Annotated in this window: 18 protein-coding genes; 10 read left to right on the top strand and 8 right to left on the bottom strand. The window is 62.4% G+C overall.

Annotation, left to right across the window (positions count from 1 at the left end; all coding sequences use genetic code 11):
- Positions 1 to 11: 11 nt before the first annotated feature.
- From PSH66_RS23935 to PSH66_RS23925, 3 genes are all read left to right on the top strand, one after another.
- A complete protein-coding gene (locus PSH66_RS23935; RefSeq protein WP_305427750.1) occupies positions 12 to 1,232 on the top strand; it encodes a carbohydrate porin in 1,221 nt (406 codons plus the stop codon).
- Positions 1,233 to 1,301: 69 nt separating this feature from the next.
- On the top strand, positions 1,302 to 3,836 hold the full coding sequence (gene ptsP / locus PSH66_RS23930; RefSeq protein WP_141065027.1) for a phosphoenolpyruvate--protein phosphotransferase: 2,535 nt from the start codon (positions 1,302 to 1,304) through the stop codon (positions 3,834 to 3,836).
- A 2-nt stretch (positions 3,837 to 3,838) separates the two neighbouring features.
- On the top strand, positions 3,839 to 4,129 hold the full coding sequence (locus PSH66_RS23925; protein ID WP_003175929.1) for a PTS transporter subunit EIIB: 291 nt from the start codon (positions 3,839 to 3,841) through the stop codon (positions 4,127 to 4,129).
- A 290-nt stretch (positions 4,130 to 4,419) separates the two neighbouring features.
- On the opposite strand, the gene mltF is transcribed toward PSH66_RS23925, so the two are convergent.
- Positions 4,420 to 5,880 carry a membrane-bound lytic murein transglycosylase MltF gene (gene mltF, locus PSH66_RS23920; protein ID WP_003175928.1) on the bottom strand — a complete coding sequence of 487 codons (1,461 nt, stop codon included), beginning with the start codon at positions 5,878 to 5,880 and terminating at the stop codon, positions 4,420 to 4,422.
- Between the two features lie 286 nt (positions 5,881 to 6,166).
- On the opposite strand from mltF, the gene purL reads away from it, so the two are divergent.
- The 3 genes from purL to PSH66_RS23905 all read left to right on the top strand — a co-directional run bounded on the left by purL (position 6,167) and on the right by PSH66_RS23905 (position 11,038).
- On the top strand, positions 6,167 to 10,063 hold the full coding sequence (purL, locus tag PSH66_RS23915; RefSeq protein WP_305427749.1) for a phosphoribosylformylglycinamidine synthase: 3,897 nt from the start codon (positions 6,167 to 6,169) through the stop codon (positions 10,061 to 10,063).
- 4 nt (positions 10,064 to 10,067) lie between these two features.
- Positions 10,068 to 10,379, top strand: coding sequence for an NGG1p interacting factor NIF3 (locus tag PSH66_RS23910; protein WP_305427748.1), 312 nt, complete (start codon positions 10,068 to 10,070; stop codon positions 10,377 to 10,379).
- A gap of 395 nt (positions 10,380 to 10,774) precedes the next feature.
- Positions 10,775 to 11,038 carry a DUF6124 family protein gene (locus PSH66_RS23905; RefSeq protein WP_141065025.1) on the top strand — a complete coding sequence of 88 codons (264 nt, stop codon included), beginning with the start codon at positions 10,775 to 10,777 and terminating at the stop codon, positions 11,036 to 11,038.
- A 130-nt stretch (positions 11,039 to 11,168) separates the two neighbouring features.
- Here PSH66_RS23905 and nagE read toward each other — a convergent pair whose 3' ends face one another.
- From nagE to PSH66_RS23870, 7 genes are all read right to left on the bottom strand, one after another.
- Entirely contained in the window at positions 11,169 to 12,866 is a 1,698-nt protein-coding gene (nagE, locus tag PSH66_RS23900) for an N-acetylglucosamine-specific PTS transporter subunit IIBC (protein WP_305427747.1), read from the bottom strand.
- Between the two features lie 26 nt (positions 12,867 to 12,892).
- A complete protein-coding gene (gene ptsP, locus PSH66_RS23895) occupies positions 12,893 to 15,403 on the bottom strand; it encodes a phosphoenolpyruvate--protein phosphotransferase (protein ID WP_305427746.1) in 2,511 nt (836 codons plus the stop codon).
- A gap of 36 nt (positions 15,404 to 15,439) precedes the next feature.
- Positions 15,440 to 16,450, bottom strand: a complete 1,011-nt coding sequence (locus tag PSH66_RS23890; protein WP_042945242.1) for an SIS domain-containing protein — start codon at positions 16,448 to 16,450, stop codon at positions 15,440 to 15,442.
- On the bottom strand, positions 16,443 to 17,549 hold the full coding sequence (gene nagA, locus PSH66_RS23885) for an N-acetylglucosamine-6-phosphate deacetylase (RefSeq protein ID WP_003175919.1): 1,107 nt from the start codon (positions 17,547 to 17,549) through the stop codon (positions 16,443 to 16,445). The genes PSH66_RS23890 and nagA overlap by 8 nt, the downstream gene beginning before the upstream one ends.
- A gap of 9 nt (positions 17,550 to 17,558) precedes the next feature.
- A complete protein-coding gene (locus PSH66_RS23880; RefSeq protein WP_141063379.1) occupies positions 17,559 to 18,317 on the bottom strand; it encodes a GntR family transcriptional regulator in 759 nt (252 codons plus the stop codon).
- Positions 18,318 to 18,579: 262 nt separating this feature from the next.
- Entirely contained in the window at positions 18,580 to 19,083 is a 504-nt protein-coding gene (locus PSH66_RS23875) for a murein L,D-transpeptidase family protein (protein ID WP_003175917.1), read from the bottom strand.
- Positions 19,084 to 19,120: 37 nt separating this feature from the next.
- Positions 19,121 to 19,669, bottom strand: coding sequence for an NUDIX hydrolase (locus tag PSH66_RS23870; protein WP_042945240.1), 549 nt, complete (start codon positions 19,667 to 19,669; stop codon positions 19,121 to 19,123).
- A gap of 146 nt (positions 19,670 to 19,815) precedes the next feature.
- Here PSH66_RS23870 and PSH66_RS23865 point away from each other — a divergent pair, with 146 nt between their 5' ends.
- From PSH66_RS23865 to PSH66_RS23850, 4 genes are all read left to right on the top strand, one after another.
- Positions 19,816 to 20,418 carry a CoA pyrophosphatase gene (locus PSH66_RS23865; protein WP_003175915.1) on the top strand — a complete coding sequence of 201 codons (603 nt, stop codon included), beginning with the start codon at positions 19,816 to 19,818 and terminating at the stop codon, positions 20,416 to 20,418.
- Between the two features lie 33 nt (positions 20,419 to 20,451).
- The gene (locus PSH66_RS23860) at positions 20,452 to 20,976 is read left to right on the top strand and encodes a gamma carbonic anhydrase family protein (RefSeq protein ID WP_141063378.1); all 525 of its coding nucleotides are present in this window, start codon (positions 20,452 to 20,454) and stop codon (positions 20,974 to 20,976) included.
- The gene (locus PSH66_RS23855) at positions 20,973 to 21,188 is read left to right on the top strand and encodes a DUF1289 domain-containing protein (RefSeq protein WP_305427745.1); all 216 of its coding nucleotides are present in this window, start codon (positions 20,973 to 20,975) and stop codon (positions 21,186 to 21,188) included. Before PSH66_RS23860 ends, PSH66_RS23855 begins: the two co-directional genes overlap by 4 nt.
- 407 nt (positions 21,189 to 21,595) lie before the next feature.
- Entirely contained in the window at positions 21,596 to 22,087 is a 492-nt protein-coding gene (locus PSH66_RS23850) for a CS1 type fimbrial major subunit (protein ID WP_078825948.1), read from the top strand.
- Positions 22,088 to 22,153: the final 66 nt, after the last annotated feature.

Genomic DNA, 22,153 nt, shown 5'->3' with positions numbered 1-22,153 from the left:
AGGAGTGCCTCATGAAAACCACCCTCAAACTGGGCTTTGCAGCCTCGTGCCTGACGTTGCCGTTGGCGGCGCATGCCCTGGAATTTGCCGGTTATTTGCGCAGCGGGGCGGGGACGTCGACCGGCAGTGGCCCACAACAGTGCTTCCAGTTGCCGGGCGCGCAAACCAAATACCGCCTGGGCAACGAATGCGAACAGTACGCGGAGCTTGAGCTGCGCCAGGACGTGTTTACCCTGGATGACGGCTCGGTGCTCAGCGTCGATGCCATGGCCTCGCTGTACAACAAGTACGACCGCGCCCTGAAATTCCAGGGCGAAAACAACGGCTCGGCGCGCATGCCGCAGATGTATGCGCAGTGGTCGAACATGCCCAGTCTCAACGGTGGCTCACTGTGGGCCGGGCGTCGGTACTACAAGCGTAATGACATCCATATCTCCGATTTCTACTACTGGAACCAGAGTGCCACCGGTGGCGGTATCGAAGACGTAAAAATCGGCGACCTGAAGTACAGCTACGCCCTGTCGCGCAAGGACAACCTCTACCAGAAAGCCTACGTGACCCGTCACGACTTCAACGTCGCCGGCTTCAAGACCAACCCCGGCGGCGAGCTGGAGCTGGGCCTGAGCTACCTCGAAAAGGCCGGTGGCCGCGACGCCAACAGCGGTTGGGCGCTGACCGCGCAGCATGTGCAGCAGGCGTTCCTCGGCGGCAAGAACAAATTCGCCTTGCAGTACGGCGAAGGGCCGGGCACGGGCCTGGGCTACACCGGCAACACCGCGCTGGACAACAGCAGCAAAAGCTACCGTGCGGTGGAATTTTTTGACTGGCAAATGACGCCGCGGTTTGGCGGCCAGATCGAAGCGGTGTACCAGAAGGACGTACGTCCCGGCAGCCAGGACCAGACCTGGATGTCCCTCGGCGTACGCCCGGTCTATGCCCTGACCGAGCAGTTCAAGCTGGTGGCCGAGCTTGGCCACGATCAGGTCGACGCCACCGGCGGCACGCGCAAGTTGAGCAAGTTCACCTTCGCTCCGACCTGGTCGCCCAAAGGCCCGGAATTCTGGGCACGGCCGGAAGTGCGCCTGTATTACACCTATGCCACCTGGAACGCCGCCGCCAAGCGTGCCGCCAATGAACTGGCAGCCGGCTCGGCCTTGTCCGACACCGGCAGCTACGGCACCGCGCGGCATGGCTCCAACGTCGGGGTGCAGGTCGAGTACTGGTGGAAATAATTTTTATCTGCCGGCGCGAGTGTGCTCGCGCCGCCAGGCTATTCACAGAACACAACAACAGGTGATGTCATGACCACAATCCAACCCTTGGTATTGCTGGCACCCTTGGCCGGGGTGCAGCTGCCCCTGGATCAAGTGCCCGATCCGGCATTCTCCAGCCGCCTGCTTGGCGATGGCCTGTGCATCGATCCGACTTCGCAGACCCTTTGCGCGCCCATGTCCGGTGTGATCAGTAACATTCAGGACAGTGGGCATGCCGTCAGTGTCACCAACGAGCACGGCGTGCAGGTGTTGATGCACATCGGCCTGGACACCGTGAACCTGGCGGGCGAGGGCTTTACGCCGCTGGTCGAAGATGGTCAGCAGGTGCAGGCCGGCCAGCCGCTGATCGAGTTCGATGCCGACTTCATCGCCCTCAATGCCCGCAGCCTGCTGACCTTGATGCTGGTAGTCAGCGGTGAGCCGTTCGAACTGTTGGTGTCCGCCACCAGTACGGTCGAGGCCGGCCAGCCGGTGTTGCAGCTCAAGCCTGCCACGGCCACCGTGGAGGTGGCGCAAGAGCAGGGCGATGCGCTGTTTTCCAAACCGTTGACCCTGCTCAACGCCCACGGCCTGCATGCGCGCCCGGCGGCGGTGTTCGCCCAGGCGGCGAAAGGGTTCAATGCGAGCATTTACCTGCATAAGCAGACCGAGAGCGCCAATGCCAAATCCCTGGTGCGCATCATGGCCCTGCAAACCGTGCGCGGCGATACCTTGCAGGTCAGCGCCGCCGGCGAAGATGCAGCGGCGGCGATCGAGGCCTTGGTGGCATTGCTCGCCGACGGCTGCGGCGAAAACGTGGTCGGTGTTGCACCGGCCAGCACCGCCGAAACGCCGGCGCCGGTCAGCTCCACTACCTTGTTGCGGGGTGTGTGCGCCTCGCCGGGATCGGCGTTCGGCCAGGTATTCCAGATCAAGGAAGCGGCGCTGGTCATTACCGAGGCAGGCCTCGGTGAAGCGCAGGAGCGCGCCACCCTGACGCTTGCCTTGAGCGATGCCGATCGGGCCCTGCAAGCCATGCAGGCCAACGTGAGCAGCGCCCAGGCCGAGATCTTCCGCGCGCATCAGGAATTGCTCGAAGACCCGACCCTGCTGGAGCAGGCACACACCCTGCTGACCGAAGGCAAAAGCGCTGCGTTTGCGTGGAACAGCGTCACGGTCGCCACGACCCGGCTGTTCCAGGGCCTGGGCAATACGCTGCTTGCCGAGCGCGCGGCCGACCTGGACGATGTGGGCCGGCGTGTGCTCAAGCTGATCCTGGGCATCCAGGACGACGCCCAGGAAGTGCCGGAACGTGCGATTCTGATTGCCGAGCAACTGACCCCGTCGCAAACCGCCAGCCTGGATACGCGCAAGGTGCTGGGGTTTGTCACGGTCGGCGGCGGTGCGACCAGCCACGTGGCGATTCTTGCCCGGGCGCTGGGCCTGCCGGCGATTTGCGGGGTGCCGACTTGCGTGCTGGCGCTGAGCAACGGGAAACAGGTATTGCTCGATGCCGACAAAGGCGAGTTGCACCTGGAGCCCGACCCGGTCGAGATCGAACAACTGGAGACCGCGCGCCATCAACAATCGCTGCGGCGCCAGCGTGAAGTGGCGCAGGCGTCATTGGCCGCCGTCACCCGCGACGGTCATGCCGTGGAGGTCACGGCCAATGTGGCCTCGTTGCAGGAGGTGGAGCAATCCCTGCTCCTGGGCGGGGAGGGTGTGGGCCTGCTGCGTTCGGAGTTTCTCTATCTGGACCGCAACCGAGCACCGAGTGCCCGCGAGCAGGCCGACACCTACAGCGCCATCGCCCGTGCACTTGGCCCTGAGCGTAACCTGGTGGTGCGTACTCTCGATGTGGGCGGCGACAAGCCCCTGGCTTATGTTCCGATGGACAGCGAGACCAACCCCTTCCTCGGCTTGCGCGGCATTCGCCTGTGCCTGGCGCGTCCTGAACTGCTGCGTGAACAGTTCCGGGCGATCCTCGCCAGTGCCGGTCAGGCCCGGCTGCATATCATGTTGCCGATGGTCAGCCTGTTGTCGGAGCTGCACCTGGCGCGCCGGATACTGGAAGAAGAGGTCCAGGCGCTGGGGCTGGCAGAGCGGCCCAAGCTGGGCATCATGATAGAAGTGCCCTCGGCGGCGCTGATGGCGGATCTGTTTGCACCGCATGTGGATTTCTTTTCCATCGGCACCAACGACCTCACCCAGTACACCCTGGCCATGGACCGTGATCATCCACGGCTGGCCAGCCAGGCCGACAGCTATCACCCGGCCGTGCTGCGCCTGATCGCCAGCACCGTCAAGGCGGCCCATGCCCACGGCAAACCGGTCAGTGTGTGCGGCGCCCTGGGATCAGAAGTACTGGCGGTGCCGATGTTGATCGGACTGGGGGTGGATGAGTTGTCGGTCAGTGTGCCGTTGATCCCCACCATCAAGGCCACCGTGCGTGAGTTGCACTTGAAAGACTGCCAGTGCATCGCTCGCCAGGTGCTGAATCTGGAAGAGGCCGTCGAGGTACGCGAAGCCCTTTACCAGTTCCACACCGCCACTGCCGGCACCTCACCTGTCCTGGAGAACTGAACATGTTCGAGAAATTGCAGCAGGCATTCTGGAAAGCCCTGACCCCGGACCTGGTCGCCGAGGCCGTACCCGCGCCTGAAGGCGAACACCTGTTATCGGCCGGCGTGCTCGGTGCGCTGGGCGGTGCGGATAACCTCACGTCCCAACGGCGCGTCGCCCTGACACGGGTGCGCGTGCAACTGCGCGATGCGGGGCGGTTGGATGAGCTGGCGTTGAAGGCAGCGGGTGTGCCGGCCGTGATGGTACTGGCGGGGGGCGTGGTGCATTTGCTCACGGGCCTGCAACCGGCCTGAAGATCAAAGCAGATCGATGTGGGATCAGGTTGCCAGTCAAGAGATAGCGCGGGCGAAAAGAAGCCTGTGGCGAGGGAGCTTGCTCCCGTGACGGCCCTGAAGCTGGCGACTATCTAACGGACACCCCGCGACCTGAATGTGGGAGGGGGCTTGCCCCCGATGGCGGCTTGTCAGACGACTATTTTTTTGGATCTGACCGAGTACATATCCGTTTCTGCGGTAACGGCTACTTAGGGATGCACCCTCAAGCCCGGCTCCCACAGGTTTTTGCAGCGTCGTTAAGCGACTGTTTACAACTGTGGGCTATCTTCCGGCGGCTTGGTCTTGTCCACACCCGGCACGTGCAGATTACCTTCCACCACCTGGTTGCCCTCCAGCTGCGGCTGGGTCACCCAGGTGAGGATGTCGTAGTAACGTCGGATGTTCGCCACAAAATGCACCGGCTCACCACCACGGGCGTAGCCGTAGCGGGTCTTGCTGTACCACTGCTTCTGCGACAGACGCGGCAGCATTTTCTTCACATCCAGCCATTTGTTCGGGTTCAGGCCTTCTTTCTTCGCCAAAAGCCGCGCGTCGTCCAGATGGCCGGTGCCGACGTTGTAGGCGGCGAGGGCAAACCAGGTGCGGTCCGGTTCGGCGATGCTGTCGTCCAGCTCATCCTTGATCTTGGCCAGGTACTTGGCGCCGCCCATGATGCTCTGTCTGGCGTCCAGGCGGTTGGATACGCCCATCGCCTGAGCGGTGTTCTGGGTCAGCATCATCAGGCCGCGCACGCCGGTCTTGGAGGTGACCGCCGGTTGCCACAGCGATTCCTGATAACCGATGGCCGCCAGTAAGCGCCAATCGACTTTTTCTTCCTTGGCGTAGGCGCGAAAGTGCTTCTCGTACTTGGGCAGACGTTGCTGCAAATGCTGGGCGAAGGTATAGGCGCCGACATAGCCGAGTACATCGACATGCCCGTAATAGCGATCCTTGAGACGCTGCAGGGTGCCGTTCTTTTCCACCTTGTCCAGGTAGCTGTTGATCTCGTTGAGCAGGCTGTTGTCTTCGCCTGCCGCCACGGCCCAGCTCTGATTGCTGGCGTTGCCCAGGTCGAACGCCACGCGCACGTTGGGGAAGTACACCTGGTTCATCGCCACTTCGTTGGAGTCCACCAGGGTCAGGTCGATTTGCCCCTCGTCCACCATGCGCAACAAATCGACGACTTCAACGGCGTCGGACTCTTCGTATTCGATTGCAGGATTCTGCTTTTTCAACTCGGCCAGTTGTTCGGCGTGGGTACTGCCCTTGAGCACCATGATCTTCTTGCCCACCAGATCCGCGGCGTTGGTCGGGCGCGATTGGCCGTTGCGGTAGATGATCTGCGGGGTGACTTCAAGGTAAGGGTGGGAGAAACGTACCTGCTGCTGGCGCTGCTCGCTGCCAACCAGCCCGGCGGCGGCGAGAACCGGGCCGTTGGGTTTGCCCAACTGGCCGAACAGGTCGTCGAGGTTGTCGGCGGTTTCTATCTCCAGCTTCACGCCCAGGTCATCGGCAAAACGCTTGACCAGTTCGTATTCGAAACCGGTTTCACCGTTGCGGTCCTGAAAATACGTGGCCGGGCTGTTCCGGGTTATCACCCGCAAGACGCCATCCTCCTTGATTCGCTCGAGCGTGCTGGGTTTATCAACACAGGCGCTGAGCAATAAAAAGAGTCCGGTGGCGACGAGCCATTTGGCGCATCGCGGGCGCAAAGCAGTTGGTGAGAACATCTGCGCAGTATACGCAAACGGCTCACGGCGCCATATCTCGACAGCGGCGGACTTGTCTGCTAGCGCCGTCAAAACTGTGCTGCAGCCCGCAGAAACGTGGGTTGACGAGCAATTGTGACGGTTAAAATAACTGTGCGGAATGTCTGCGATAGCGCCTCGATACCGTGCAATCGGTGCCAACTGACGTTCGGCAGCAGCCAGCCGTGCCGTTTCGGGTGCCGTTGGCGCAGGTTTACGCTAGAATGCACGGCCTCAAAGCACACCCCTTCCCGAGGCTGTCCCGAAGATGTTGATCCTGCGCGGCGCTCCTGCCCTTTCTGCCTTTCGCCACAGCAAACTCCTTGAGCAACTGAGCCAGAAGGTTCCAGCTGTCACTGGCTTGTATGCTGAATTTGCTCACTTCGCCGACGTTACCGGCGTCTTGACCGCCGACGAGCAGCAAGTGCTGGCACGCCTTCTGAAGTACGGCCCAAGCGTTCCCGTTCAAGAGCCGACCGGCCGCTTGTTCCTGGTTCTGCCACGGTTCGGCACCATCTCGCCCTGGTCGAGCAAAGCCAGCGATATCGCGCGTAACTGCGGCCTGGATAAAATCCCGCGCCTGGAGCGTGGTATTGCCTTCTACGTCGAAGGTGGGTTCAGCGATGCCGAGGCCGAGCTGATTGCCAGCAGCCTGCACGACCGCATGACCCAGATCATCGTCAGCCAGCTGGAACAGGCCGCCGGCCTGTTCAGCCACGCCGAACCCAAGCCGCTCACCGCGATCGACGTGCTCGGCGGTGGCCGCGCCGCCCTCGAGAAGGCCAACACCGAGCTGGGCCTGGCCCTGGCCGAAGACGAGATCGACTACCTGGTCAATGCCTTCAACGGTCTCAAGCGCAACCCGCACGACATCGAACTGATGATGTTCGCCCAGGCCAACTCCGAGCATTGCCGTCACAAGATCTTCAACGCCAGTTGGGACATTGACGGCCAGAGCCAGGAAAAAAGCCTGTTCGGCATGATCAAGAACACCTACGTGATGCACAGCGAAGGCGTTCTGTCGGCTTATAAGGACAACGCCTCGGTCATCGTCGGCTCCGTCGCCGGCCGCTTCTTCCCGGACCCCGAGACCCGCCAGTACGGCGCGGTGCAGGAGCCGGTGCATATCCTGATGAAGGTTGAAACCCACAACCACCCGACCGCGATTGCCCCGTTCCCGGGCGCCGCCACCGGTTCCGGCGGCGAGATCCGCGACGAAGGTGCCACCGGCCGTGGCGCCAAGCCAAAGGCGGGCCTCACCGGCTTCACCGTGTCCAACCTGCAGATCCCGGGCTTCGAACAGCCGTGGGAAGTGCCGTACGGCAAGCCTGAGCGCATCGTCACCGCGCTGGACATCATGATCGAAGGCCCGCTGGGCGGCGCCGCGTTCAACAACGAATTCGGGCGTCCGGCGCTCACCGGCTACTTCCGTACCTTCGAACAGTCCATCACCACCCCGCGTGGCGATGAAGTGCGCGGTTACCACAAGCCGATCATGTTGGCCGGCGGCATGGGCAACATCCGTGAAGGACACGTCAAGAAAGGCGAGATCCTGGTCGGCTCCAAGTTGATCGTACTCGGCGGCCCGGCCATGCTCATCGGCCTGGGCGGCGGCGCCGCTTCCTCCATGGCCACCGGCACCAGCTCGGCCGACCTGGACTTCGCTTCCGTACAGCGCGAAAACCCGGAGATGGAACGCCGCTGCCAGGAAGTCATCGACCGTTGCTGGCAGTTGGGCGACAAGAACCCGATCAGCTTCATCCACGACGTCGGTGCCGGCGGTTTGTCCAACGCCTTCCCGGAACTGGTCAACGATGGCGACCGCGGTGGCCGTTTCGAACTGCGCAACATTCCAAACGACGAGCCGGGCATGGCCCCGCACGAAATCTGGAGCAACGAATCCCAGGAACGCTACGTACTGGCCGTCGGTCCTGAAGACTTCGCACGCTTCCAGGCCATCTGCGAACGCGAGCGTTGCCCGTTTGCCGTGGTTGGCGAAGCCACTGCCGAGCCGCAGTTGACGGTCACCGACAGCCACTTCGGCAACAGCCCGGTGGACATGCCGCTCGAAGTGCTGCTGGGCAAGGCCCCGCGCATGCACCGTTCGGCCGTGCGTGAAACCGAGCTGGGCGATGATTTCGACCCAAGCAACCTCGACCTGACCGACAGCATCGAACGCGTGCTGCACCACCCGGCCGTGGCGAGCAAAAGCTTCCTGATCACCATCGGCGACCGCACCATCACCGGCCTGGTAGCCCGTGACCAAATGGTCGGCCCGTGGCAGGTGCCGGTGGCCGACGTTGCCGTCACCGCCACCAGCTTCGATGTCTACACCGGTGAAGCCATGGCCATGGGCGAGCGCACGCCGCTGGCCCTGCTGGACGCTCCGGCATCGGGCCGCATGGCCATTGGTGAAACCCTCACCAACATCGCCGCTTCGCGTATCGGCAAGCTGTCCGACATCAAGTTGTCGGCCAACTGGATGTCCGCCGCCGGCCACCCCGGTGAAGACGCGCGTCTGTACGACACGGTTAAAGCGGTCGGCATGGAGCTGTGCCCGGAGCTGGGTATTACCATTCCGGTGGGCAAGGACTCCATGTCCATGGCCACCCGTTGGAACGATGAAGGCACCGACAAGAGCGTCACCTCGCCGCTGTCGCTGATCGTCACCGGTTTTGCGCCGGTCACCGATATCCGCCAGACCCTGACCCCGCAACTGCGCATGGACAAGGGCACCACCGACCTGATCCTGATCGACCTGGGCCGTGGCCAGAACCGCATGGGCGCATCGATCCTGGCGCAGACCCACGGCAAGCTCGGCAAGCAGGCCCCGGACGTCGATGACGCCGAAGACCTCAAAGCCTTCTTCGCCGTGATCCAGGGCCTGAATGCCGACGGCCACCTGCTGGCCTACCACGACCGTTCCGACGGTGGTCTGCTGACCAGCGTCGTCGAGATGGCGTTTGCCGGTCACTGTGGCCTGAACATCGTGCTCGACAGCGTTGCCGAGGACGCCGCTGAAATCAACGGCATCCTGTTCAACGAAGAATTGGGTGCGGTGATCCAGGTGCGCCAGGACGCTACCCCGGACGTACTCGCACAATTCAGCGCCGCCGGCCTGGACGACTGCGTGGCGGTGATCGGCCAGCCGATCAACAACGGTGAAATCAATATTTCCTTCAACGGCGACACCGTGTTTGCCGGTCAGCGTCGTCTGCTGCAACGCCAGTGGGCCGAGACCAGCTACCAGATCCAGCGCCTGCGTGATAACGCCGACTGCGCCGAGCAGGAATTCGACACGATCCTGGAAGAAGACAACCCGGGCCTGAGCACCATGCTCAGCTTCGACGTCAACCAGGACATCGCCGCGCCTTACATCAAAAAGGGTATTCGCCCACAGGTTGCCGTGCTGCGTGAGCAAGGCGTCAACGGTCAGGTGGAAATGGCGGCGGCGTTCGACCGTGCCGGCTTCAACGCAATCGACGTGCACATGAGCGACATCCTCGCCGGTCGCGTTGACCTCAACGAGTTCAAAGGCCTCGTGGCCTGCGGCGGTTTCTCCTACGGCGACGTGCTGGGTGCCGGTGAAGGCTGGGCCAAGTCGGCCCTGTTCAACAGCCGTGCCCGCGATGCGTTCCAGGGCTTCTTCGAACGCAACGACAGCTTCACCCTGGGTGTGTGCAACGGTTGCCAGATGATGTCCAACCTCAGCGAACTGATCCCGGGCAGCGAGTTCTGGCCGCACTTTGTGCGCAACCGTTCCGAGCAGTTCGAAGCCCGCGTGGCCATGGTGCAGGTGCAGGAGTCCAACTCGATCTTCCTGCAAGGCATGGCCGGTTCGCGCATGCCGATCGCCATCGCCCACGGTGAAGGCCATGCCGAATTCAGCAGCGAAGAAGCGTTGCTCGAAGCCGACCTGTCTGGCTCCGTGGCGCTGCGGTTTGTGGATAACCACGGCAAAGTCACCGAGACCTACCCGGCCAACCCGAACGGCTCGCCGCGCGGCATCACCGGCCTTACCAGCCGCGACGGTCGCGTGACTATCATGATGCCGCACCCGGAACGTGTATTCCGCGCCGTGCAGAACTCGTGGCGCCCGGAAGAGTGGAACGAAGACGGCGCCTGGATGCGCATGTTCCGCAACGCACGCGTGTGGGTGAACTAAGGCCGTGTACAAACTCGCCTTCTTCGTGCCCGACAGCCATGTAGAGACGGTAAAAACCGCCGTCTTCGCAGCCGGCGGCGGGCGCATCGGCGACTACGACCGCTGCGCCTGGCGAGTGCTGGGCCAGGGCCAATTCCGCGCGTTGGATGGCAGCCAGCCGTTTATCGGGCAGGTCGGCCAGGTTGAAGTGGTTGAAGAGTGGAAGGTTGAGTTGGTGGTGGCGGATGAGTTGATTGTGGCTGTAGTGGCTGCTTTGAAGCTGAGCCATCCGTATGAGACACCGGCGTATGAGGTGTGGCAGTTGGCGGATTTCTGATTCGTTGGCTGTGAAAACAAGAAACCCGCTGGGCCAGTTTGGTCAGCGGGTTTTTTGTTGTCTGTCAGGGCCTCCGATGGCGTCTGTACAGGCGCCTCAGAACTTTCCGACAAACCTTTCAGGTTGTCCCTCGGAACTCGCACGACTAACCTTCGCCAGTCGCTGCTAATTCAACGACCGGGACTGCAAGCCCGCCGAAACCTCACCAGTTAGTTACAAGCGCCTTTATAATTGCGGCGCTTTTTCATGGTCGCCATTTATGGCGGCTGTGTGCGGGAGACCTTCGGGTCTACCGAGACTTGCTGGTGACTCTCGGTCTTGCAGGCCCGCATACAGCTGCCACCCATCATCTGCAAGTGATGCTGGCAGTTCTTACTTCACACCAGAGGTTTACCATGATCAAAGACAGTCCAAACCCCCCATCTGATTCTCAGTCTGCCGACCAAATCTTCACCGTACTCCCCAACCTGAACAGCGAAACCCTGCTCGCCAACGCCTCCCAAGACCTGGCATCCGTACAGGCACTGGCGGGTAATCTGGCTTTTGAAATCGACGGCCCGCACCGTGATGCAGTGCTGGGGATTCATCGAATGGTGGAGGGTATTCAGTTGATGGTGGATCGAGTACTGGATCTACAGGAAGTACCCATCAGCAACTGAATAAACCACACTCTGTGGCGAGGGAGCTTGCTCCCGCTGGGCTGCGCAGCGGCCCCAAAAATCCTGGGAGCGCTTCGCACTGGAGCGCCAGCCCGGTCCAGCGGGAGCAAGCTCCCTCGCCACAGGGTGATCAGGCGTTGATCGGGCGGGCAACCAACCGCTCCAGCGCCTCACCCAATCCGGACGCCTTGTCGCCCATCAACAAGTGCCAAACCCCGCTCTCAAGCTGACTCACACCCTGGCAACCAAGCGCAGTAAGCTGAGCCTCGGACACCACCGAATCATCCCCCAACTCCACCCGCAACCGGGTCATCGCCACCGCTTCCAGCTGGCGCACATTCCCCCGCCCACCCAAGGCATCCAGCCATTTCTCAGCCTCTTGCACATTCACCGCAACCGACTTATCCACAGGCGCAACGGCAACCGGCGCACTCGCAACAAACGACGGCATGGCGAGGCGAATCTCATCGGCAATACTATCGGCCATCGGCCCGACCACCACCTGCAAACTGCCGCCGTTCCCCGGCCGCACCACCGCCATAGCGCCCAGCGCTTTCAACTCGGCATCCACCGCCTTGTTGCGATCCACCATGTCCAAGCGCAAGCGCGTGGTGCAAGCACCGACACTCAACAAATTATCTGCACCGCCCAATGCCTGGATATACGCCGTGGCACGCGTTTTATCGCTCATCACTTCAGCCTGCACCACCTGGATATCTTCCCGGCCCGGCGTCTTCAGGTTGAAGCGGCGGATGCAGTAGCTGAACACCGTGTAGTAGATCACCGCGTAGGCCAGGCCCACCGGCACCACCAGCCAGCCATTGGTGGACTTGCCCCAGCCCAGCACCATGTCGATAAACCCACCGGAGAAGGTAAAGCCCAGGTGGATATTCAGCAGGTCGGTGACCGCCATCGACAGGCCGGTGAGCAGCGCGTGAATCAGGTACAGGAATGGCGCCAGAAACATAAACGCAAATTCAATCGGCTCGGTCACCCCGGTCAAGAACGAGGTCAGTGCCATCGACAGGAAAATCCCGCCCATCACCTTGCGTCTCTCCGGCAGTGCATTGCGGTACATCGCCAGACACGCAGCGGGCAGACCGAACAGCATCACCGGGAACATGCCGGTCATGAACTGGCCGCCTTTGGGGTCGCCGGCGAAGTAGCGGGTCAGGTCACCGGTCACCACGGCACCGGTCACCGGATCGGTAAAGGTACCAAACACGAACCACGCCATATTGTTGAGAATGTGGTGCAACCCCGTGACGATCAGCAGGCGGTTGAAGACGCCGAACACGAACGCGCCGAGGCTACCGCTTTCCATCAACAGCACGCCGAAGCTATTGATGCCGCTCTGTACCGGTGGCCAGATCAGGCCGAAAATCACGCCCAGGCCGACCGCACTGAACCCCGTGATGATCGGCACAAAGCGCCGCCCGCCAAAGAATGCCAGGTACTCCGGCAATTTGATGTCCTTGAAACGGTTATACAGCCCGCCCGCCATCAAGCCGCTGGCGATACCGGCAAGCATGCCCATGTTGATGGTCGAGTCCATCACCTTGAGCGTGGAGACCATCACCAGGTAACCAATCGCGCCGGCCAGCCCCGCGGTGCCGTTATTGTCGCGGGCAAAACCGACGGCGATGCCAATGGCGAAGATCAGCGCCAGGTTGGCGAAGATCGCCTGCCCGGCATCGTGCATCACCGCGATGTTGAGCAGGTCGGTGTCGCCCAGGCGCAGCAAGAGGCCGGCGATCGGCAGGATCGCGATCGGCAGCATCAGCGCCCGGCCCAGGCGTTGCAGGCCTTCGATAAGGTGTTGGTACATGGCGTGTCTCCCTGTTTTTGTTGTGGTCAGCTCAGCGGCCAGTGGTGTTGACAGGCTTGGCGAACGGCCTTGGCGCTGCTCAGGTCGAGCAGGCCAAGGCTGCGTTGCCGGCATTGCGCCGCATCCAGATGGCGGACGCGGTCCTTGATTTCGCCGATCTGCGGCGGGCTCACCGACAGCTCGCGCACCCCCAGGCCGACCAGCACCGGTGTGGCCAGCGGGTCAGAGGCCAGGGCGCCGCACACACCGACCCATCGCCCATGTTTCGCGGCACCGGCGCAGGTTTGCGCGATCAGCCGCAGCAAGGCTGGGTGCAGCGCATCCACGCGGGCGGCGAGGCCGGCGTGGTCGCGGTCCATCGCCAGGGTGTACTGGGACAGGTCATTGGTGCCGATGGACAAAAAGTCCGCATGTTCGGCCAGTTGCTCGGCCATCAGCGCGGCGGCGGGGACTTCGATCATCACGCCCAACTCGGGGCGTTGCGTCAGCTCAAGTTCCACACACAGTTCATCCAGGCGCCGGCGGATCTGTAACAGTTCATCCACTTCGCTGACCATCGGCAGCAGGATGCGACAGCGTGCCAGCGGCGTGACCTGCAGCAGCGCACGCAGTTGCTGGTCAAGCAGTTCCGGGCGCACCTGGGCCAGACGAATGCCGCGCAGGCCCAGCACCGGGTTGGCTTCCACCGGCAGCGGCAGGTAGTCGAGTTGCTTGTCGCCGCCCACGTCGATGGTGCGGATGATCACCGACTTATCGCCCATGGCATCCAGCACGGCTTGATAGGCTTGGCGCTGCTCCTGCTCATCCGGTGCGGTGCGGCGGTCGACGAACAGGAATTCGGTGCGCAGCAGGCCGACGCCATCGGCGCCGTTCTCAAAGGCCGCGTGGGCCTCGCTGCTGGAGGCCACATTGGCGGCCACTTCAATATTTACACCGTCTGTAGTGTGCGCCGGCAGTTGAGCCTGGGCCTGTTGCTGTTGACGGCGCAGTTTTTGCGCGTTGCGAATCTGGTGCACTTGCGCGTGACGCGCTTCGCTGGGCGCCAGTTCCAGACGGCCGTTGGCGGCGTCGAGTACCACGTGCTGGCCCTGGGGCACATCGAGCACGTCGGCGCCCAGCGCGACCACACAGGGCAAGCCTTTACTGCGCGCCAGGATCGCCACGTGTGAAGTGGCGCCGCCTTCGGCCATGCAGATGCCGACCGCCTGTTGCGCGCTCAGGTGCAGCAAGTCCGACGGGGTTAATTCATGGGCGCTGACAATCGAGCCGGGCGGTAACTCGAAGTGCCAGGCCTCACCCAGCAACGCGCGCAACACGCGTTGCTGCAGATCGCGCAGGTCATTGGCGCGTTCGGCAAACAGCGGTTTGCCCAAGGCCAGCAACACCGCGCACTGGGCCTGGATTGCATCGCGCCAGGCATGGGTGGCGGCGCTGCCGTGTTCAATGGCGTCGCTGGCGGCTTCGAGCAGGGCAGAGTCTTCGAGCAAGGCCAGGTGGGCGGCGAAGATCTCTTCTTCCTCGACGTGTTTGCGCTGGCGAGCGTGGTCCAGGGTGCTACGGATTTCACTGCGCACCTGCTCCAGGGCCGTGTCCAGGCGTTGCCGTTGGTCATCGACCGAATGTGTGCCGCTGTCCGCCGTCAGTTCGATGCCGGTGAGGCGCAACAACGGCCCGCACACCAGGCCAGGGGCCGCGCACACGCCTTGCAATACGTTGGCTTCGGTACTCGCCCGACGGGGCGTAACGGCGACCGGTGCCGTGTGTTCGTCTTTCACCGGCGCTGACAGTGCATCAATCAGCGCTTGCAGCGCCGCCTCGCAATCCTTGCCCCGGCAACTGACGCGCACCTCGTCGCCTTCGCCGATCCCCAACCCCATCAAGCCGATCAGGCTGTCACACGGCGCCGATTTATCACCGTAATGCACGCGCGCCTGGCTGCTGAACCCCAGCGCGGTCTTGCGGATCAACGCCGCAGGGCGCGCATGCAGACCGCCCCGATGGGTCACGCGTACGCTGGCGGCGGCTTCGGCGGCCGAGTTATCCACAGCGGTTTCATCGCCGGTGGTCAAGCGAGCGAGTATGCGTATCAGCGGCTCGCCGACCTTGACCGTCCTGCGTGCCAGAGGCTGCACCTCAAAGCGCTCGCCATTGGTCAGGATGATCGGGCTGACCAGGCTTTTGCACTGGCGCGCAATGCGGTCCAGATCAATGCGCAGCAGCGCCTGGCCCTGGGTCACCCGCGCGCCGGCCTCGACCAGCAACGCGAAGCCTTCGCCGTCCAGTTCCACGGTGTCGATGCCCACATGCATCAGCAACTCGGCACCGTTGTCGGCGCGGATCGTCAGCGCATGCCCGGTGCGCGCGACATGAATGATCACCCCGTCACACGGCGCATGCAGGCAATCATTCAGCGGATCGATGGCAATGCCGTCGCCCATGGCGCCGCCGGCGAACACGTCATCGGGCACGTTGCCCAGGGCCAGCACCGGCCCGCTGAGGGGAGCGCTTAGGGTCAGTACATTATTGTTGGTGGACATGGGCACGGTACTCATCAGGAAAACACGGCAAACCACTCAGTGGGTGCGGGTGACTTTGCTCAGGTGGCGCGGCTGGTCCGGGTCCATGCCACGGGCGACCGCCAGGCCGGCAGCCATCACATAGAAACTCTGGATCGCCAGGATCGGGTCCAGGCTCGGGTGTTCGGCGCGGCTCAGGGTCAGGTCGCGTTCGGCGATATCGTCCGGCGCGGCCAGTAACACGCGGGCGCCGCGTTGGCGCATGTCCTCGGCCAGGCTCAACAAACCGGCTTGCTCGGCGCCGCGCGGGGCGAACACCAGCAACGGGTAATGCTCGTTGATCAAGGCCATCGGTCCGTGACGTACTTCGGCGCTGCTGAAGGCTTCGGCTTGGATCGCCGAGGTTTCCTTGAGCTTGAGCGCGGCTTCCTGGGCGATGGCAAACCCGGCGCCACGGCCGATGACCATCAAGCGCTGGCTGTCGCGCAGGGCATCGATGGCTGGGCGCCAATCCTGTTTGGCGGCGTCGCGCAGGCCCTCGGGCAGCGCCTGGCAGGCGTGCAACAAGTCCGCTTGCTGGCTCCAGTGCCCGACCAACAGGGCGCTGGCGCTGAGGGTGGCGATAAAACTCTTGGTCGCGGCCACGCTGAGCTCCGGCCCGGCGCACAGCGGCACATGGAATTCACACGCGGCTTCCAGCGGCGAGTCTTCGGCATTGACCAGCGAGATGCTCAAGGCGCCGCGCTTGCGCAGCAGGCGCAGGCTGTTGACCAGGTCCGGGCTTTGCCCCGACTGGGAAAACCCGAATGCGACCTGGCCGCTGACTTTCAATGGTGCCTGCAGCAAGGTCACCACCGACATCGGCAATGACGCCACTGGAACTCCCACATGCTGCATGGCCAGGTAGGCGAAGTAGCTGGCGGCGTGATCCGAACTGCCACGGGCGATGGTCATCGCCACCTGCGGCGGCTGGCGGCGCAGGCGACCGGCGATTTCTTCCAGCAGTGGGTTCAGGCGCTGCAATTGGGCGGCAACCGCGTCACGGGAGGCCAAGGCCTCTTCAAGCATTTTTGAAGTCAAGGCGTTCTCCTTCGACCATTACGTCGGTCAGATGCAGGGAGCGGTCCAGGCGCACGCAGTCGGCAAAACTGCCGGGCTGCAGGCGCCCGCGTTCTTCCAGGCCCAGGTAATCCGCAGGAAATTGCGACAGGCGTTGTGAGGCTTCGCTGATGGGCAGGCCGATCTTCACCAGGTTGCGCAGCGCCTGGTCCATGGTCAGGGTGCTGCCGGCCAGGGTGCCGTCGGCCAGGCGCACACCGCCCAGGCATTTGGTCACGGTGTGGCTGCCCAGCTTGTATTCACCGTCGGGCATGCCGGCGGCGGCGGTGGAATCGGTGACGCAATACAGGCACGGGATCGCGCGCAGGGCCACGCGCATGGCGCCGGGGTGTACGTGGAGTAAATCCGGGATCAATTCTGCGTACTTGGCGTGGGCCAGCGCGGCGCCGACGATGCCGGGCTCGCGGTGATGCAGCGGGCTCATGGCGTTGTACAGATGGGTAAAGCTGGTGGCGCCGGCGGCGAGGGCGGCGACGCCTTCTTCATAGCTGCCCAGGGTGTGGCCGATCTGCATGCGCACGCCGCGTTCGCTGAGAGCGCGGATCAGCCCGTCGTGGCCGGCGATTTCCGGGGCGATGGTGATCACCCGGATCGGCGCCAGGCGCAGATAGGCTTCGACTTCTTCCATTAAAGCGGTGTGGGCGAAGTTGGGCTGCGCGCCGAGTTTGCCGGGGTTGATATACGGCCCTTCCAGATGCACACCGAGTACCCGGGCGCTGCCGGCGGGACGTTGCTCGCAGAAGGTGCCGAGTTGGCCCAGCACACGGGAGATTTCATCCACCGGCGCGGTCATGGTGGTGGCCAGCAGCGAGGTGGTGCCAAAGCGCAGGTGGGTGCGGGTGATGGTTTCGAAGGCGTCGATGCCTTCCATGACGTCCTTGCCGCCACCGCCGTGCACATGCAGGTCGATAAAGCCCGGTAGCAGGTAGGGCAAGTCGTTTTCCGATGGGTCGCATGGCGTGCCTTCAATGGCGGTCACTTTGCCGTGCTCGTGCAGCAGACGGCCGCGAATCCAGCCGTCGGGCGTGAGGATATTGTCTTCGGACATGGCAGTTCCCTAGGGCCGCAACTCGGCGGCAAAGTCGTACCGGCGCAGCTCTGCGACAAAGTCGTAGTAGTCGTTGCGGCAGTAGGTGTCGGTGATTTCAATCGGCGTGTTGTCGACGGTGTAGCCCACGCGGGTCATCAGCAGCATGGCGGTGCCGGGGGCGATGCCCACCAGGGCGGCGAACTCGTCCGAGGCGTTGACCGCTTGCACATGCTGCAGGGCGCGGACGATGGGCTTGCCGATGCTTTCGAAGTATTCGTACAGCGAGCTGCCCAGCGCCTGCGGCTGTGGCAGCACCGAGGCGGGCACGGCGGTCATCTCGATGGCCATGACCGTGTCGTCGGCTTTGCGCAGACGCTTGAGGCGCGCCACTTTGTCGGTTGGGGACAGGGCCAGGCGGATCAGTTCTTCATGGGTGGGCGGGGTAATGTCGCGCTCCAGCCATTGCGAGCCTGGCACGAAGCCTTTGAGGCGCAACATTTCGCTGAACCCCGACAGGCGTGACAGCGGTTGTTCCAGGCGTGGCGTTATAAAGGTGCCGGAACCCTGGCTGCGGCGGATCAGGCCCTGGGTAAACAACACTTCCAGGGCTTTACGGGCGGTCACCCGGGAAATGCTCAACTGCTCGCTGAGCGCGCGCTCGGACGGCAGCGCCTGTTCGGACGTCCACTGGCCGGCATGGATCGCGGCTTCGAGTTTGCGCGCCAATTGCAGGTACAGCGGCGTGGATTGTTTATCGTCGGGGCGCAGGGCCAGGATGGGATTCATCTGTCAGGTTTCCGATGCGTTATTGGAGTGTTGTCGCCCGGTAATGGCCGAAAATTAATACCACTTAAATACCATGTCAATGCAGCCAAAACGGTGCATTCAAGGGTTTAAAGGCTTCGTAATGGGGCCTGGTATCAAGTGGTATTAGAGAGGTCTTTATGGCGCGCAGAACGGCGCAGCCTCGCGCGGTGAACTGGTATTCACCGGCGGGAGGGGGGCGGGGCAGGAAATATTTTTGAATTAATTTACGAACGGTCGGGGTTTACGGGCGAATCTCGATCAGGGTGCCGTCCTTGACCAGGTTCCAGACTTCGCGCATGTCGACGTTGCGCATACCGATGCAGCCGTCGGTCCAGTCCAGGGTGTGGAACCACTGCTCCGGGTAGTCTTCGGTGTCGGGGGTGCCGTGGATCATGATCATGCTGCCGGGCTTGACGCCTTCGCGGCGCGCGCGCGCGGCGTCGCTGATATTCGGGTAGGAGATGTGCATGGCCAGGTTGAAGCGGTCGCTGGTCTTGCGCCAGTCGATCCAATAGAGACCTTCCGGGGTACGACGGTCGCCTTCGATCAGCTTGTGGCCCTTGGGGTTCTTGCCCAGGGAAATACGGTAGGTCTTGAACGGCTTGCCGTCATTGATCAACTGCAATTGGTGGGCGGATTTAAGCACCAGGACTTTCTCGACCGTTTTACCGCCCAGGGTTTGCGGGGTGGAGGCCGGTGACAGCGTGGCGAACGACAGGCAGATCAGAGCAAGCAACCAACGCATTGAAACGGTATCCCTTTAAAGGCCATCTGCCGGGAGGTTAGAGGGCGGGCTTGCCCATCGGCGGCACAGCCTCGCTGCGCACCGGGTACGATTGTTGCCGGCGGTCAGCGAAAAAGCATTCTAAAGTACGTCCCACCGTGCGGAAAGCCAGCTCGGACCAGGGGATGTCGGCTTCGTCGAACAGCTGTACTTCAAGGCTTTCGATACCGGCGGCGAAATCCAGGTCGACCAGCTCGGCACGGTAGAAAATGTGCACCTGGTTGATGTGCGGCACGTCGATCAGGGTGTAGATGTTGAGGTTGCGCACACGGGCGCAGGCTTCTTCCAGGGTTTCGCGCAGGGCCGCCTGTTCGACGGTCTCGCCGTTCTCCATGAAGCCCGCGGGCAGGGTCCAGTAACCCAGGCGTGGCTCGATGGCGCGTCGGCACAGCAGCACTTTGTCGCCCCACACCGGCAGGGTACCGGCAACGATATTGGGGTTTTGATAATGGATGGTCGAGCAGTGATCACAGACGAAGCGCAGGCGGCCGTCGCCTTCGGGAATGCGTTGAATGACCGGTTTACCGCACTGGCTGCAGAAGTTCATGCTGGGGTTCCTGGAAAGTGCGTCTATCTTGGCGTGGCGGGCAGGGCGCTGCAAGTTGTCGTTTAGCGACACCGCCGGGGTTTTGGGGTTGGGCGCCCGCGCGCTTTGGTGCATGATGCAAGGTAGCCAACAGACCGAGATGACTCATGCTGGACGAGCTACTTCGCCGGGTAAGCAACCACACCCCCCACACACTGGAAACCGACGGGCGCTTCCCCGAGGCCGCGGTGCTGGTGCCGATTACCCGCAGTGACGAACCTGAGCTGATACTGACCCTGCGCGCCAGCGGCCTGTCGACCCACGGTGGCGAAGTGGCCTTTCCCGGCGGACGCCGCGACCCCGAAGACCCGGACCTGGTGTTCACCGCCCTGCGTGAAGCCGAAGAAGAAATCGGCCTGCCGCCGGGGCTGGTCGAGGTGATCGGCCCGTTGAGCCCGCTGATTTCCCTGCACGGTATTCGGGTCACGCCGTATGTGGGCGTTATTCCAGATTACGTCGAATACCTGGCCAACGACGCCGAAATCGCCGCAGTCTTCAGCGTGCCTTTGGATTTTTTCCGACAGGACCCACGCGAACACACCCACAGAATCGATTACCAGGGCCGCAGTTGGTACGTGCCCAGCTATCGGTTCGGCGAGTACAAGATCTGGGGGCTGACGGCGATCATGATCGTCGAGCTGATCAACCTGCTGTATGACGACGCCAAGATCAGCCTGCACCAGCCGCCCAAGAGCTTCGTCAATCGCTAAGCCATCGATTAAATGCCAGCCTGAGGACACACCATGAAATACCGCCTGGGCGACGCCCGTGTTGAGACTCACCCCCACAGCTGGGTGGCACCCAATGCCACGCTGGTGGGCAAGGTCAAGCTGGAGGAGGGCGCCAACGTCTGGTTCAACGCGGTGTTGCGGGGCGACAACGAACTGATCCTGATCGGCAGGAACAGCAACGTGCAGGACGGCAGCGTGATGCACACCGACATGGGCTACCCGCTGACCCTCGGCACCGGCGTGACCGTCGGCCATAACGCCATGCTGCACGGTTGCACCGTTGGCGACTACAGCCTGATCGGCATCAACGCGGTAGTGCTCAACGGCGCGAAGATCGGCAAGCATTGCATCATCGGCGCCAACTCGCTGATCGGTGAAGGCAAGGAGATTCCCGATGGTTCGCTGGTCATCGGCTCGCCGGGCAAGGTGGTGCGCGAACTGACCGAAGCCCAGAAGCAGATGCTTGAAGCCAGTGCCGCGCATTATGTGCATAACGCCCAACGGTATGCCCGTGACCTGGCCGAGCAGCCGGCATGAACCGTCCCGAACGCCCCGTCGCCTCGCCATGCGTGAGCATTTGCGCACTGGATGACGACGACCTGTGCATCGGCTGCCAGCGCACGGCGGTGGAGATTACGCGCTGGGGGCGCATGGACAATGCCGAGCGGCGCCAGGTGCTGGTGCTGTGCCATGAGCGCGCCAGGGCCGGCGGCCTGCTGTTTATGGCCGACGCCAAGCCGGGTGCTTGAAACCCGGCGACGAATTCCTTGAATGACTTGCAACTAACCGGTCGTCGGTTAGTTGGTTTTGATTGACTACTAATTTAGTGCTATTGCACTAAATTAGTAGTGTTTGATGCTTCTGTTTGCTCTAGCGCGGCAGGAGCAATCATATTGTTTTGATTTTATAGAAAATGTAGTCCGCTTCTTACAGCTGCATTTAGATATTGTTCGAAATCGCGGTTTTTTCATATTGTGTCGACGGCTAGTTAACTACGAGTGACACAGAAGCCTCCTGCTTACTTTCTGTTGTTTTCAATTAATACTCTTCCGGCGTCGAACTTTCGGTCTGACAACAGCGGGTTAACCGTTCTGTCATGCGAAAGGGCCGTCTCCTATGGATGTTAATTAATCTCAACTGAAATGCAGGTACCTACATGTTCAAGAAAATCGCAATCGCCGCGCCATTGGCCTTCCTGGCGTTGAACTCTTCCCTGGCTTTCGCGGCAGGCGAAGGGCGTGCGTCCATCAACCTGGTGGCCACCGTGCCGGCCACCACGTTTCACGTTCAACCGGTCGATCCGGACCTGATCGTCAAGGACCAGGTACTCAACTACAACCCCGCCAACGGTGACCTGAGCAACCTGCGTGCGCAGTTCGACACCCGTCACACCGCCGGTCGAATCGATGCCAGCCTGGAGTCCGCCGCCGTGCTGTACAACGGTTCGGCGTCGGTTCCGCTGGGCGTGACCTTCAACGGCGTCACCCTGACCGTGGGGACCGCCAAGCCGGTGGTCACCAAGGAAGAAGCCAGTGCCGGTCGTCGCGTCGACATGGTGATCACACCGACCAAGCCCGGCAGCGGCTATGAGCCGGGCAACTACACCGGCCAAGTGCACATGGTCTTCGATGCTGTTGTCGAGGCGTGAAGCCGGTTCTAACTCTTTGAGTGGTTAACTCACTCATTGAGTCATCTTGCCGCCTGGCAGGTGAGC

Source organism: Pseudomonas sp. FP597, from assembly GCF_030687435.1.
In the GTDB taxonomy this organism is placed as follows: domain Bacteria; phylum Pseudomonadota; class Gammaproteobacteria; order Pseudomonadales; family Pseudomonadaceae; genus Aquipseudomonas; species Aquipseudomonas lactucae.
The sequence above is the reverse complement of the archived record's forward strand: the minus strand, read 5'-3'. Positions and strand labels throughout refer to the sequence as shown.